Here is a 16,091-nt window from a genome sequence, read left to right as displayed (position 1 = left end):
CTTGGTATTTTCCAAGTTCCTCTTTTTACTATTCACCTAATCTAATTACCTTATCACAAATTGATAATGTTGATTTATTATGTGAAATTATTATTGTTATCTTGTCTTTTTTACTTTCTTCTAAAGCTTTTAGCACTTCAATTTCACTGAAGATATCGATGTTTGCTGTCGCTTCATCAAGAATCAGAAGTTTACTATCATTGTAGAATGAACGTGCTACTGATAAACGTTGTTTCTGGCCTGAACTTATGTTCGAACTTCTCTCACCAACGATTTCATTTTCACGGCGTTTTAAGTTATCCACAAAACCTCTTAAATTAGTTTTTCTTAATGATGCATCCAATTCTTCTTTATCTAAATCTTTTTCGAAGAATGTGATATTATCTTTAATTTTTGCATTGAACAAGTAACTATCTTGCAGAATTATCGAGCTATTTTCTCTAAAGTAACGGTTATCTATGTCTCTTAGATTAATACCATCGATAGTGATATTACCTTCCATGTTTTCATCTGAGATGAATTTCATAATAAGTTTCGCTATTGTAGATTTACCACATCCACTAGGTCCACTTAATCCGATAATTTCACCTTTTTTCACGTCGAAGCTTAGATTATCCACTACAGTATTATCAGCATATCGATATGTTAAATTATCAACTTTAAGTTCGTTAAAATCAACAACTACACCACTATTTTCCGCTTCTTCCGGCGTATTCATAAGCTCTAAAAATCTCTTTCCACTAGCCATCGTCTGACTTAATGTTGAAGCAAGGTTCCCCATGTATAAAATAGGAATAAACGATACGATAAACATCGCAACTAATGAAACAGTTACAAACTGACTATCAAGCGAAGATGCCACATAGATAAATGCCAACACCCCGATATTATAAGTTACAACATTTAGAACATTCAGATCTACTAAAAATTTATTTTTTAGATATGAACTTCTTGTCAGTTCTTCAGTTTCCATATCGATATTACGTTTTGCTTCATCGATTTTTCCATATTGCAATGTTTCAAAAATCCCGTAAGCTTCTTCTGATGAATTGTTGTTTACTTGAGTTAGTTTACGGCGATAATTTTCACCAACATCTTGCCCCACATTTCTAAAACTTAATGGATACACAAGTCCGATTACGATATAGACTATTAAAGCTACTAATGCTAGTTTCACGCTAAAGAATAATAGGAAGAAACTAACCACTAAACTTTGTACGATATAAATCATAAATGGTGTTATCGTATGTGCATAGAAAACTTCTAATAATTCAATATCAGTCGTAATCATCGTCATGTAATCACCTGAAGTATTTTTCGTGAAATTATCGACAGAAATGCGTTTGAATTTTTCTAAAACTTTAACACGTAAAGCATGTAATACTTTGAAAGCTACGTAGTGATTTAAAAGTTGCTCAGTATAGCTGAATAACCCTTTTAACACGGCTAAAGCAAAGATTACTACAAATAAAATTACAGCTATTGTCGTTATTTTTGTTAAAAAGAATAACGAGATGAAGTAGGTAAATACAACAAGTGTCAAGTGTCCTAAGCTTCCGAATAAAGTCGCTCTAAGCAATGGACGTTTAAAATCCTGAGCAATAGCTAACAGTTGTTTTAATTCTCTTAATGATGTCATTACTCTACCTCCTTAGCTAAAAATTTCGATTTCAGTTGTTGTTGATCTGTGAATAATTTTCTATACAGAGAATTTTCTTCAATCAGCTCATCATGTGTTCCTTCTTCAATAATCTTCTTATCTTTTAGAACATAGATATTATCTGAATTTGTCACAGTCTCTAAATCGTGAGAAATAACGATGATAATTTTTCCTTCTTTAATTGAATCGAAGGCATTAAGCACGATTTCCTTACTGTAATCATCAATATTCGATACAGCTTCATCAAGTATATATAAGTAAGAATCTTTCAAAATTGCTTTTGCTGCAAGTAGTCTTTGTTTTTGACCTCCAGAAAGATTCGCAGCTCCTATCGCAAGCTCATAATCTAGACCACCGTGTTCTTCTACGAAATCTCTAAGATTAACTTTTTCTAATGCATTGTACATTTCTTCTTCGGTTATATTTTTACGAACGCTTAAATGCTCTCTTACAGTACCTTTAACTAAATAACTATCATTAGTAATAAGTGTCGTAATTTTAGCCATTTCTCTAGTAGAAATACTATCGATATTGAAGTTATCATATTTTATACTTCCGCTATAGTTAGAATTTAAACCTAAGATTAATTTGATAATAGTAGACTTACCACTTCCACTTTCTCCTACTAATGCTGTTTTCGTACCAGGTTTAAATATCATATTGATATTTTCTAAAGTCGTCTCTTCACCATAAGAGAAGCTTACATTGTTCAGAACAATATTCTTTCCAGCTTCTACCTCGATAGTCTCGTCTTTTTCTTGTTCCGGATAATCAAGAAGTTTATAGATATTATCTAACTCAACATTCCCTTTCATCGAAATATGGAACAAGCCACCTAAAGCACGTAACGGTTTAAAACATTCTAGAGAAGCTACGATTACGAAAACAATAAGTTTCTGATCTTTTACCGCAAAAATAGCAATAATCGATAAAACAAATATAGAAATATAAGTAATAGCGTCCATCACATTAATAGAATTAAGTTGATGACGAAGTAACGCCATCGTTGATTTTCTATATTTTGCACTACGAGTATCAACATCACCCGCTACATTATCTTCTTTACCGTAAATTTTTGCCGTTGTAAAACCTGATAATCTATCGTAGAATACTTCAGATAAACTTAAAAAATCGCTGAAGTTCTTTTTATTAGCCTTTTTCGACTTCTTAATAATAATCATAATAGACACAGGAATAAGTGGATATAGTAATAACATTGCTATAAATAGTAAGATATGAATCTTCCCATAAATCACAAACGAGCTAAGTACTATAAATAATGTCGCAAACATCTGCGGTACAAACTTATTGAAATAAAACTCGATGTTCACAATCGATGAAGAATTCATCACAAGAAGACTACCAGTATTTACTGCTTCTGTGTAATTTAGTGAAAGTTTTTCTACTTTGTTGTAAATCTCTTTCCTTAATGTATTTCTAACCTGTTTAGAAATTTTGTGACTGAAGTAATTATCTCCTGTTGTAGCTCCGTAATACACTACTAAACCTATCACTGTCTTCAGGATAAATCCTAATATAGCACCGCTTCTACTCTCTTCACCTAGTGAATAAAATAGAAAATCTACGAAGTTGTAGATGAAAAATAGCGAGCACCAAAAGGCAACAAGTTTAAGAATCGCTACGAGATATACTTCTTTTTTGATATTGAAGAGAGCCATCGCTCTACCATCTATCTTCATAATATCTCCTTATTTAATTTCAAATTTAGATTTATTTACACAAAAAGAGTAAAACAGTGACGAAGGATTTTTGTTATTTTTATAGCAATCCAACATTCGCTCTTTTTATGAAAAAGGTTCTAGTTACCTGTATTGATATTAATTATCAATTATACTTTTTTTATTATACTATATAGATAAATTAAAAGATAGCTTTAATGTTTATTGTTACGAAAATGTTCAAAATTACAAAGAATGTTCGGAAAACGAGGTTTTAGGTTCACTCCTAGATTCTTATAATTTTCACCTTGTTGTCCTCTGTAAGAGGACAAGTTCTGAAAAATCTTTTTTAGGTTGTCTTTCTTGAACAGACACTCTTCTGCCGCTTTACTCGTTGTTTGTCCATTAGAAAAAGACAACAACTCAGTTTTTCTATTTTTCTGAATTGTTGTCTCTATATTTACATACTAAATTCTTCTTTTAACGCTTCTTGTAATAACTTCTCACATTTATTTCTTTCTTTTTCTATAGTTATATGATATAATATCTTCAAAGGAAGGGCGAACGGTTGGGACATCGTCCACCCTTTTGGGAAATATTAAAGATTACTTACGCTTAGGGTTGCCGCCCTTAGCGTTTTTCTTTTGCTCCTGAAAATATTTTAAAATATCAATTATACCTTTAAAAATATTAACAATAGTTAAAAGATAAGTTAACTCTTCCATACTTCCACCCCCTTCACTTCCTATAATTAGGTAGTGTTCCTTTATCGGGTGTAAGCTTTTCAAACTTACATATTCATTTTAACACAATACCATACAAACACCAATAAAACACTTTATTTTATATAAATATTTCTAACTAAATAAAAATATCTGATCATCTCCCTTTCATTCTTACATCACTCATTTTGTAAAAACAAAAGTCCATGTCTACACAATAAAAAAGAAGGTTTAAGATTTTTTAAAATCTTACCCTCTTTTTCATCTAGCTACCTAATGTTATAACTTTATCTGCTAAGTTTTCGATTTTCTCACTATTTCTATGAGTTATCATAATAACTGTAGAGTCTTTATCTTTTAATATTATTTCCTCAATATCATCTGCCAACTTACTATCTAAATTAGCTGTACCTTCATCGATTATGAATACATCTTTTTTATGATATAAACTTCTCGCTAGTCCTAATCGTTGCAACTGTCCACCCGATAAAGCTAAGTTTTTATTGTCTAGTATTGTATTTTCTTTTTCTTCTAAATTATCAATCACATCAACTAACTTACAATTTTCCAAAACTTCTCTAAACAACTTGCCGTTATATTCTTTGTTTAAAATAATATTATCCTTGATCGATAAATTTAATAATTGTACTTTTTGATTCATCGTAGAAATTGCTGATTTAATATCAAATTGTTTTAATTCTCTATTGTCCCATTCTACACTACCTTCATAGTTCTTCAAATCACCATTTAAAATATTTATCAATGTTGATTTTCCACTACCACTTTTACCTTTTATTAAATACTTCTTGTTTTTCTCAAAAGTTAAATTAGGAAATTCTACCGTTTTATCTGGATAGTTATATTTAACATTAGAAACTACAATTTCCTTATCTAATTTTTCGACTCTCGGTAATCTTTTCTCTTCTTTAATTTCTGGGTACTTATTCAACAACTCATTTGCAGAAGCGAAATTCGGATATAGCTCGATTACTTTTGTCAATCCTCCAAAGAATTCTCCTGTATAACCTGATATCGCAAATATCATCGCAAATTCAATATACCCTTTATATGCGAAATATCCCGCAATAAAAATCAACGCGATTTGGTTTCCTGCATTTAATGTCACATTCAATCCTTGTAAAGTCATAATAGATTTTTTTCTATTAACTTTTGCATTTTTTATATTTTTTGAACCCACATTTACAATTCTATCTAATAAATTCAACGCAGAGAAATTGTTTAGCATTTCTGAACTAGCCAGCGCATTCTCTAAATCCTTATTGAAATCTTCTGTAGATTTTGAAATGTCTTTTGTCGTTGTTTTTATCGCTTTATTGAAATACTTAGGTAGAACCATCATTAATAAAGACAATGCAAGTGAGATAATAAATAACGTAATATTCACCTTAAGTAATACAATTGTTGAGATAACAACTAAAGATATACTGTAAATCGCAAATAAACAATTAGCCGCATATTGCTCAAACTGCTGAATATCAGTAGTATTTAAAGCTATACATTCTGCTCCATTATTGTGTTTCTCGTTATAGACTAACTTTTTCTTGAAATCCGCAATTGCTATTTTTCTAAGCCTTGTGGAAAAATTTTGAATCAATTTTTCAACGTATATCGCTCTGAAATAACCCAATGTATTTAAAACAACATATATCAACATAACTGCAATAGTTGCCGACACCATAAATCTTAAGTTTTTATCTACCGTCGCCTGGATAATCAAACTAAATCCATAAGACGTCGCAACCTGTGTTGCTGCGCATAATACCGTAATAATAAATACTAGTATGCTATATTTTTGTTTAAATAATAACTTAAACATGCTCTTCACCCCTAACACTATATTTTAAAGTCTTTTTTTCTGACTTTAAAAATATATTTATTATGTAAATTTTATCAGAGATAACAAATATAATCAATACAATTTATGGGAATTGTCACATTTTATTTTCTAATTTTCAGATTTTTAAAAGTGGATATTATTTTTACTTTAAAATAGTTTCTAAAATGGATTTTTGTTCTTACACTTTTCACTTTGTAAGAACAAAAGTCCAAATACAAATAAAATAAACTCCAGAATTTTCCTCTGGAGTTTTATCTTATTTATCAAACATCTAAAATATATATACAACTTTAAAAAAGGTAATTGGGTGTGACTCAAAAATCTCGATTTCGTAGAAATTGATTTTTTAGAGTTACTCTCGCACAGTTTATTACATATCTAAAAAACTTTTATAAAGTAAATTTAGATAACAATAAACCATCTCTTCTATAAGTTCTCATATAAACTTTTCTTAAAAATTTAAAGCTTTTAGATTATCCTATCCTTTTGGCGTGTATTATATTTCAGTCTAATTTCTTTAACCTTAAAAAATAATTCTATCAAATTTACATTATTATTGCAATTTAGCTTAAGTATTATTTTGCTACTTCGACTTTAGATATTTTTCAAATTCTTGCTCACTTAAATTCAATTTACTTGCCCCCATTTCTTTCGTCAGGTGCCCTTCTTTTACTAAATCTACGAACATACTTATTGTTTTTACTCTTTCTTGTGCGATACCCTGCTCTATTCCTTCTTCACGTCCTTGTTCAAGTCCTTGTTCAAGTCCTTGTTGAAGTCCTTGTTGAAGTCCTTGTTCAAGTCCTTCCGCTATTGCCTGTTCTTTTTCTTCTCTAACATAAGCTAGGTGAGCATAATATCCATCAAAGTCTCTTCTTCTCTCGTCAAACATACTCTTCTCCTCCTTAGTCCATTCTTTCGGATTTATTATACTGTCTGCTTGTTTCATTATTTTTTCTGGTTCATGTGTAAATGGTTTATTTCCAAAAAATTCTATCCAACGTACTTTTTTGTAATTTTCCGTTGTGTTTTCAGTATATTTTTCTATTTCTAAAAACACCATTTTAACTAAATTTCTTTTCTCTTCTATACCTTTAAATTTAACTTTTAATTCTTCACAATTATCATCATCTCTCATACTAAATGAATGAATCGCTCGATTGTCATTAAAATACGATTTCTCTGTTATCGCTATCGCATAAACTGGTATTAATTCTTGAGATAAATAATGCGTATTTACCCCCTCTTTCTTATACTCATCTAAGTTTTGCGATACTTGTTCGCAAATGTACAACCACAATCTTTTTATAAAATCAACCTGCATAGCCACTTGGATTTCTATAATAACCTGTGTTCCATCATCTAATTCTGCTAGTACATCTACATGCGTTACATATGGGAGAAGCTCTTTATATGGCTTAGCATGTATCTGAGTTCCATCTAGAATTTTTACATTAGTTACTGGTAAATCCAATAAATCTCTAACAAATTGAGCCGTCACCTCAGTATTACTAAATACTTTTTTCGCTACTAAATCCATCATTGGACGTGTATCTTTATTTCTTATGTTTTCCATTTTGAAAACCTCCCTATTTATTATTTTTTTCATAATTAATTTAATTTTTCATAATCCCAGTTAATTTCTTACCTTCATTATACTCTACGGAGATTATTTTTTCTAATAATAACATTAGTCTTACCACAAGTTTTCCAAAACCCTGCTATTTCACAAAATAAAAAAACTCCAGAATTTTCCTCTGGAGTTTATTTTCGTCTATTCTTTTATAATTCTATAGTAAATTTTTGATGTTATTGCATAAACTATTAGATAGAAGATTGCGAAGACTACGATTGTCACAGCAAGCGCCTGTAAGAATATGCTATTATCTGTTATTAAGAATAATCTCAAGATTTTTTCGATAAATGGATATGCTACTATCGTGTGCAATGTTGCTATAATTAGCGGTGAGAAGAAGATTAACAATACTTGTGATCTTATTGATTGTTTAATCTGTTTATCTGTAATACCTACTTTTCTCATGATTTCAAAGTTTCCTTTATCTTCATATCCTTCTGAGATTTGTTTGTAGTACATGATTACCACTTGGCTTATTACGAAGATAAAGCTTATGAACACCCCGATGAATAGGAATGATGCGAACACTCCTCTAAATGTAAGTTTATTTTCTTCTTTACCTTCTATTTCTATACCACTTTGTTTTTCTAATTTTTTAAAACTTTCGATTACCTTAGCTTCTTTAGTAGTGTCTTTAATATTGAAGGCAACGTAGTTTTGAAGTGTAGGAGTACCTGTTTGTATACTAATTCCTCTTTTTTCTAACTCTTTACTACTTAACTCTGTTAGTTTTGTAGCTAATTTAGTTGCTTCTTTTTCATCTTTAACAACAGCATAATATGTATCCATAATATTCGCTGTTGCAGAGCCTATTGTTCCTGGAAACTCTGATAATTTTTCTTTAATTTTATAGTCACTACCATTTAGAGAAATACTATTATAATTGTAATCTCCTTTTTTATCGATATGTAATAAAATCTCATTACTTTCTAATGTTTTATTTTTATTAGCGAATTTATTATAATCTTTTAATTGTAAAACAACTATCATTTTAACATTACTTAAGTCTACACCTACATTTGATTCAAAATTGAACTTATCTTCAACTAATCTTCCTACCATAGGTAATGAATTATATGAGACCATATCTTCCACTTCAGTTCCTGCTTCTTTAGCTGATAATTTTGCATTATTTTCAATTTCTTTTAGTTTATCACTAGTAGAATGATAACCTGCAATCATTAATTGTCTTGGGAATCTTTCGTTGTAAGATTTTTCCATACCTGCATATAATGCTGATGTTGATCCCATAGTTACAAGAACCATTGTAGATAATATACAGATATTCGCTAATCCTACTGCATTTCTCTTCATTCTGTACAATAAACCAGAAACACTGATGAAGTTTTTAGGTTTATAGTAGAAGTTTTTATTATTTTTCATGATTTTTAGTACTGTGATACTAACTGCCATAAATACTAGATATGTACCTATAATTACCGCAATTACAGCATAAAAGAATACTAATAATGCTTTTATAGGATTTTGTACCGTTTGTGCTGTGTAATAACCATAGCCGATTAATGCTAAACCGATTATCGCTAAAATCCATCTAGATTTCGGTTCTTTTTCACCTTTATTTTCATCTTTTAATAAAGCTACAATTCTAAGTCTAGCTATTTTTATAACAGTATAAAGTAATAATAAGAAGTATATTCCTCCGAATAATAATACTGAGAATACTATAGCTATCGGTGTTATGCTGAACCCAAAGCTAACTCCCGCTGAGAATAATTTTAATAATACTAACAACATAAGTTTATCAAAAATTATTCCTAATCCAATTCCTAACACTATTGTAGTTACAGCGATAAAAATTGTTTCTAACACTAAGATTTTAGCTATTTGTTTTTTCGTCATACCTAAAACAGAATACAATCCAAATTCTTTTACCCTACGTTTTACTAAAAAACTGTAAGTGTAAAATAAGAATATTGTAGAAAAAATTGCTATAACAATTATTCCCAAACTTAACACCTGTTTAGTTGCCTCAATACCGTTTGGAAGTTTGTTTAAATTATCCCCAAAGGCTAAAGATGAAAGTATATAAAATGACATTATTGTAAAAATTGCTGATAACACATAAGGTACTATAAATCTTTTGTTTTTTACAAGGTTGTTTAAAGCAAATTTGCTATAAAAGAAGCTCATCTTACTCACCTGCCTGCATTAAAGTTAACGTGTCATTAATTTTTTGGAACATCTCACTCGTAGTCGCATTTCCTTTTCTAAGTTCATGGAAAACTACCCCATCTTTAATAAATAATACACGTTTAGCACGAGCTGCTGTTTTCACAGAGTGCGTAACCATAATTATTGTTTGTCCTGCGTTATTAAGTTTTTCAAAAACTTCTAACAGTTGATCTGTTGATTTTGAATCTAGTGCACCTGTCGGTTCGTCCGCTAAAATTAGAGCAGGGTTCGTAATAATCGCACGCGCTACCGCTACCCTTTGACGTTGACCACCAGATACTTCATATGGAAACTTGTTGATTAATTTATCAATTCCTAAAGGTTTAGTTACTTTTTCTAATCTTTTTTCCATATCTTTATATTTTTTATTTGCTAACACTAACGGCAATAAAATATTATCTTTTATAGAAAAATTATCCAGTAGGTTGAAATCTTGGAAGACAAATCCTAGATTGTCTCGACGGAAATTCGCTAAATCTTTATCTTTCAACTTGCTTAAATCTAAATTGTTTAAATTCACATTTCCTGATGTTGCTTTATCGAATGTTGCAATAATATTTAATAAAGTAGTTTTACCGCTTCCGCTCTCCCCCATAATCGCTACATATTCACCATTATCTACTGCGAAATTTACGTTTTTTAACGCTTCTGTACTTTGTGTACTTAATCTTGTTGTATAAACTTTTCTTACATTGTTGACTTCTAATAACATTTTTATCACTCCTAAATTCTTTTATCTAATTTCCTAGTTCGAACTTTTCTACAACTTCCTCGTTGTTTATATTTATATTCTACCTTACTTTTCTTACAGATTCTATCGATTTTCCTTACAAAAAAGCTCCCAACCTTACACTTTTGTAAGATTGGGATATTTATTACTTTTTATTTTATTTCAAGAATGTCTAGCGACTTTATTTCCTAGGAAATTATAATTTTAATATATCTGTGAATCTTTGTTCAGAGTTGCTATCTAGTCTGTGTGTGATTAGAATTACCGTTAATTCTGGATTAGTTAATAGAAGTTCTTCTATTTTCTCTGCATTATCCTTATCTAAATTAGAAGTTATCTCATCTAACAGCACTACTTTTTTCTCTCTAATTATTCCACGAGCTAGGGCTATTCTTTGTTTTTGACCACCCGATAAATTCTTACCACCCTCTACAAGTTCAGTATCTAAGCCATCCTCAAGACTTATCAGAAACTCTCCTAGTCCTACACTTTCCAACACGTCTTTAACTTTTTCATCAGCATAATCATCACCTAGTGTTATATTAAATCTTAGACTTTCTGTGAAAATATACGGTTCTTGTGGAATATATAGCATCTTATCATACAGGCTATGCTTATTAAGACTTCCTAGTTCTTCACCATTAAATTTAATTGCACCTTCGTAATTTTCTGTTCTTCCAGTCAATAATTTTAACAATGTAGATTTTCCACTACCACTTTCTCCGACAATAGCGTATTTACCATATTTATTAAATGCATACGAAATATTTTTTAATATACTTTTTTCTTCATATTTATAAGAAACATCTTCTAATACTATAGTTTCAATTTCTTCATTTAATGATTTTTTGCCAGTATCTTTATCATTAATAACCTTAGCCTCTTCTTTAAATTTCTCGAATTTCTCAAAGATTGGCACTACGATATTTAACTCTACCGTAATATTCATAATATTTCCTACTGAATTAAAAATCGTAGATGTTAGTGATTCTACGGTTAAAATAGATCCAAAGCCTACAATATTTTTTAGAGCCAGTATTCCTGTTAGTAATACTACACCAACTTGCCCTACTAAATTTCCTAAGCCACCTAGGACTCCGGCTAATCCGACACTTTTTCTTAGAGACACAGATTCTTTTAGTACTTCATTAGAAGAAGCTGCTACAATTTTTTTCAAAATTCCTAATTTATTGAAAGATAGTAAACTATCGAATCCTTGTAAGTAATTCGTATTTTTACTTATTAATTTTTCTAATGAGCCTGAGTAGCTCTGAGCTTTATTCTGAATAGATTTTTGCGCAAGAGCTGGTAATACTAATGTAATAACACTCATTACTATAGAAAAGACGATAATCGACCAGTGGAATGCAAACAGTCCAACTATAGCTAAAAGAGTCTCTATAATTGCTGTAATACTTTGATAAAAATTGCCAAATCCTTTTTCCTCAACAATCATCAAGTCATTACTAAGCCATGATATGTAATCTCCGCTATTTTTCTTATTGAAATTAGCATAGTTATTTTTAGAAATTGCATCCACGACATCACATCGAATGTCAGTTATCATCTTTTGCACTACATAGTTTTCATACGGAATTTTTATATAAATAGAAACCAAATATAATAAAAACACTATACCTGCATAGGCTATATTATAGAAAAATCCATCGGTATTCGACTTAATTAATTCGTTAAATCCATCCCCTATAAAATACGCAGCAACAACCTTACATGCTCCTCCAAAAATAATTAGTAAAAGTAACAAACTATTTTCTAAATATCTTTTCTTTAAATACTGCTTCATCTTTTCCCTCCTTATACCTTACTACTATTCTATCAAATAAAATAATTTTTAACAAGATAATTTTCAGATAATTTCTTTTATTAGTTAGAAAATATCTTTTCTTTATTATAATATATATATATATATATCAAGTGGCTTTTTAAGGTTTATCAAACCACTACTTCAAGTATCTTTTTGAATTTTTGTTGAATTTGTAACTGGAGTTAATTCTCAAAGTAAGAAGCTGATCCTAAATTTAAAAAAGTTTATATAAAAAACATGAACGCAATAGTTTATAAATACCTTATCTAAAAAATATAAAAGAGCTGTTGGATCTGACCCAAAAGCCCTAAATTTTAACAAGGTTTATATGAAAACTCATAGACGCAGTGGTTTATTGATATCTAAATTCGCTTTATAAAAGCTTTTTATATATCTAATAAACTGTGCGGGGATGACTCGACAAAATCGATTTTCAAAATCGCGATTTTTGAGTCACTCCTAACAGCTTATAGATTTATAAGTTAACCCTACTTCTCTTTAATAAATAATTTCTTCCCCATCAGCTGGAATAGTTAACTGATTGCTGAAACCATGTTTCTCTGCATAATTAGCTAATTCTTCACGAGTCAAGAAAGCATGATTAACAGCTTCCATATGCGTAGCAAAAAGCATAGTAGATGGAAGAGTTTTGTGTACTTCATGAACACCTTCAGCTCCCATAACAAGTGGACCACCTTCTGAGAACTGATTGTTTCCTGCGTTTATTATAGCTACTTTAGGTTGATATTTTTTCAACGTATTTTCTACATTCTCATACCATACTGTATCCCCTAAAAGATAAGTAGTAGGTTCGTCTTTATGCTCGAAGATTACACCACAAGACTTACCAGCAACAGCAAGCATTTGATCATTACTCGCATGCTTAGCTTCTACGTAAGTTAATAGAACATCATCAAGAGCAGTTTGGTGTCCTAAAACATAAATATTTTTAAATCCTTGTTCTCCTAATTTTTCGGCATCTTCTTCATTTTGCACGTATAAAGGCATATTTTTATCTATTAACTCCACAGCTGCAGCATCCCAATGATCCTCGTGTAAGTGTGTTATAATCACTGCATCAACATTATCTAACAACTCTTCAACTGGAATAGGTAATTCCACTAAAGGATTATTTTCCATATTTCCTGATGCAGGATATAAAGGAAGAATCGGTGGTCCAAAAGGAGGAAGTTCTCCTTTTTTAGAAAGCATAGGGTCTACTAGGATTGTTTTACCTGAAAAATTGATTTTCAATGTAGCATTTCGTATTTGTCTTATTTTCATATATCTATTCTCACTTTCTATTTATACTGTTTCTAGTTAGTATGCTATTTGTATTCTAACCGAATATTATTTCTAGTAATCTCATATTTTTCAAGATTAATTTATCCCAAATTAAAACAACACTACTGCATTAATTTCTATGTAAATTTTTTCCTTACTTGCTATTAAGTTGATTACTCTATTATTTTACAGTATAATAATCAGGAAGTCTTTACGAAAAAAAAGGAAAAAGGCATTAATTTTTACATTTTAGGAGGAAGTTCATGATTGATCATACAGATAAAGAAATTTTGAAACTTTTAGAGACGAATTCTCGAATTAAAGTTAAAGATATTGCTGAGCAGGTTCATCTTTCTGCCCCAACTGTGTCTCAACGCTTAATAAAATTGGAAGAAGATGAAATTATTAAGAAGTATACAATTCAAACAAATTTATCAAAAACAGATTACCCCATTCATGTCTTTATTTTAACAACCATGACTTCATCTATTCATACACAATATTTATCTTATATAGAAAAAAATAAAAAACATATTCTTAATCACTACCGTACATCTGGGATTTCTTGTTATCTCTTGGAATCACGCTTCAAAACTAACGAACAGCTAAACCTATTTCTTGAGCATCTTAATAAATATGCAAATTATAGTGTTTTAAATGTTATTAAACATTTTGATTAATGAATTTTAGTAGATAACTATTAGATAGCGTAAAGCAAAATAGTCCTCTTGAGAATTAAATTAATCTAACTCTCAAGAGGATTCCTTATTGATTTTTTTATCTAATCCCTTAAAGTATCTTCTTTCGGGAATGTGATTTCTATCCTAGTTCCTTCGCCTACTTTTGAAGAAATTTCAATATGATGACCTAGTTTATCTAGAGTTTTTTTACATAAATACAAACCTAGACCACTAGATTTTTTTTCGTATCTTCCATTAAAACCTGTAAAACCTTTTTCAAAAATTCGAGGTAAGTCTTCTTCTTTAATACCTATACCGTTATCTTCTATAACCAGTTTATTTTCACAGGTTTCTATTGTAATTTCTCCACCGGCGCTAGAGTACTTCACACTATTACCTAGTATTTGTTCGAAAGCGAAGCTCAACCATTTTTTATCACTAATTACCATTGTTTCATGTGAAACATAGTTTAATTTTATTTTTTTGTTAATGAAGATAGTTGCATATTTTTTCACACTATCTTTCACCACTTCATCAAGATTAATCTTAGTTATAACGTAATCTGATGATATGCTATCTAATCTTATATACGTCAGAACCATCTCAACATAACGTTCTATTTTGAACAATTCTTGCTGTAAGATTTTTTGATCTACTTCTTCATTGTCTAATAGAAAATTCATCGCCGCAATCGGAGTTTTTATCTGATGAACCCACATACTATAATAATCAACCATATCTGTATTTTTTTGTCGATTTTCCTGAGTTAATTTTTCTAACTCTTCATATAACTTCTCTATGATTTTATGATAATAATCAATCCTAATATCCAAGCTTTTCGGTAAATCTTCAAGATCATTTAGAATATTTTCCTCTAGAAATTTTAATTTTTTATAACTTTCTTTATAATTAACAAAATCTAAAAAGCTAGCTATAAGTGATGCTAAAAAACAGAAACTTCCTGTATATATTAGAGCTTCTAGTGGCAAATTATACAAATAAAACATAATGAAAAATATAGCAATAAAAACTACAAATAAAATATAAACTTTTATGTTTTTCTTTAAATAACTTTTTAATATTTCCATTAGACGATATATCCTTTACCTTTTTTAGTAGTAATAAATTCATCTATTCCTATACTTTTCAACTTAGAACGAAGTCTGTTTATATTAACAGACAAAGTATTTTCATCTATAAAGTTATCACTTTGCCACAATGCAGTAATTATTTCTTCTCTCGTTACTATTTTTTCTCTATTTTCTAATAATACTGTAAGAATTTTACCTTCATTTTTTGTTAGTTCAACTTGATTATCTTGATATTTTACCTCATCACGGCTCATATCAAAAATTACATCCTTATACACTACAAGATTCGAAGATCCGCTAAAATTATAGACACGGCGGAGTAGGGCTTCGATTTTTGCCTTTAGGACAACTAACTTAAATGACTTTTCTATAAAATCATCAGCACCGATATTCATAGCCATAACAATATTCATATCATCATTCGCAGATGAAATAAAAATTATAGGCACTTTCGACAATTTCCTAATCTCCTCACAGAAATAATAACCATCAAAGTAGGGGAGATTAATATCCATTAATACTAAATCCGGTGATTGTTCTACAAATTCTTTAACTACATTTTGAAAATCTATAACTTCATGTGTAGCATACTGCCACTTTTGCAAATATCCAGCTATTGAATTTGAAATTATCTCATCATCTTCTACTATCATTACTTTATACATACTTTCACCCCTTAGCTACTATTATTACTAAAATTATATCATAAATAGCCCTCTTATGGGAGTGATTC

General features: G+C 29.9%; 11 protein-coding genes. 1 reads left to right on the top strand and 10 read right to left on the bottom strand.

The features are described 5' to 3' along the window. Positions 1–28: 28 nt before the first annotated feature. The 8 genes from HMPREF3186_RS00205 to HMPREF3186_RS00170 all read right to left on the bottom strand — a co-directional run bounded on the left by HMPREF3186_RS00205 (position 29) and on the right by HMPREF3186_RS00170 (position 13,587). Positions 29–1,639 carry an ABC transporter ATP-binding protein gene (locus HMPREF3186_RS00205; RefSeq protein WP_060913379.1) on the bottom strand — a complete coding sequence of 537 codons (1,611 nt, stop codon included), beginning with the start codon at positions 1,637–1,639 and terminating at the stop codon, positions 29–31. Next, positions 1,639–3,360 carry an ABC transporter ATP-binding protein/permease gene (locus tag HMPREF3186_RS00200; RefSeq protein ID WP_060913378.1) on the bottom strand — a complete coding sequence of 574 codons (1,722 nt, stop codon included), beginning with the start codon at positions 3,358–3,360 and terminating at the stop codon, positions 1,639–1,641. Before HMPREF3186_RS00200 ends, HMPREF3186_RS00205 begins: the two co-directional genes overlap by 1 nt. A gap of 966 nt (positions 3,361–4,326) precedes the next feature. Then, the gene (locus HMPREF3186_RS00195) at positions 4,327–5,898 is read right to left on the bottom strand and encodes an ATP-binding cassette domain-containing protein (protein ID WP_060913377.1); all 1,572 of its coding nucleotides are present in this window, start codon (positions 5,896–5,898) and stop codon (positions 4,327–4,329) included. 604 nt (positions 5,899–6,502) lie between these two features. Continuing rightward, the gene (locus HMPREF3186_RS00190; RefSeq protein WP_060913376.1) at positions 6,503–7,495 is read right to left on the bottom strand and encodes a PD-(D/E)XK nuclease family transposase; all 993 of its coding nucleotides are present in this window, start codon (positions 7,493–7,495) and stop codon (positions 6,503–6,505) included. Positions 7,496–7,693: 198 nt separating this feature from the next. After that, positions 7,694–9,706: an ABC transporter permease gene (locus tag HMPREF3186_RS00185; RefSeq protein ID WP_060913375.1), complete on the bottom strand. Its 2,013-nt coding sequence runs from the start codon at positions 9,704–9,706 to the stop codon at positions 7,694–7,696. Position 9,707: 1 nt separating this feature from the next. Further along, complete coding sequence (locus HMPREF3186_RS00180) at positions 9,708–10,460, bottom strand: ABC transporter ATP-binding protein (RefSeq protein WP_003147441.1); 753 nt, start codon at positions 10,458–10,460, stop codon at positions 9,708–9,710. 214 nt (positions 10,461–10,674) lie between these two features. Then, positions 10,675–12,282, bottom strand: a complete 1,608-nt coding sequence (locus HMPREF3186_RS00175; protein WP_060913374.1) for an ATP-binding cassette domain-containing protein — start codon at positions 12,280–12,282, stop codon at positions 10,675–10,677. A 519-nt stretch (positions 12,283–12,801) separates the two neighbouring features. Beyond that, a complete protein-coding gene (locus tag HMPREF3186_RS00170) occupies positions 12,802–13,587 on the bottom strand; it encodes an MBL fold metallo-hydrolase (RefSeq protein ID WP_060913373.1) in 786 nt (261 codons plus the stop codon). Between the two features lie 263 nt (positions 13,588–13,850). Between HMPREF3186_RS00170 and HMPREF3186_RS00165 the strand changes: the two genes are divergently transcribed. Then, positions 13,851–14,267 (top strand): Lrp/AsnC family transcriptional regulator, encoded by a 417-nt coding sequence (locus tag HMPREF3186_RS00165; RefSeq protein ID WP_060913372.1) that lies wholly within the window; start codon positions 13,851–13,853, stop codon positions 14,265–14,267. A 101-nt stretch (positions 14,268–14,368) separates the two neighbouring features. Here HMPREF3186_RS00165 and HMPREF3186_RS00160 read toward each other — a convergent pair whose 3' ends face one another. Both HMPREF3186_RS00160 and HMPREF3186_RS00155 read right to left on the bottom strand, forming a co-directional pair. Next, entirely contained in the window at positions 14,369–15,355 is a 987-nt protein-coding gene (locus HMPREF3186_RS00160; protein WP_060913371.1) for a sensor histidine kinase, read from the bottom strand. Continuing rightward, positions 15,355–16,023 (bottom strand): response regulator transcription factor, encoded by a 669-nt coding sequence (locus HMPREF3186_RS00155; protein WP_060913370.1) that lies wholly within the window; start codon positions 16,021–16,023, stop codon positions 15,355–15,357. Before HMPREF3186_RS00155 ends, HMPREF3186_RS00160 begins: the two co-directional genes overlap by 1 nt. Positions 16,024–16,091 lie beyond the last annotated feature (68 nt).

The sequence above is a fragment of the Gemella haemolysans genome, assembly GCF_001553035.1.
Classification (GTDB): Bacteria; Bacillota; Bacilli; order Staphylococcales; family Gemellaceae; genus Gemella; species Gemella haemolysans_B.
This window is presented reverse-complemented; position numbering and strand designations above follow the sequence as displayed.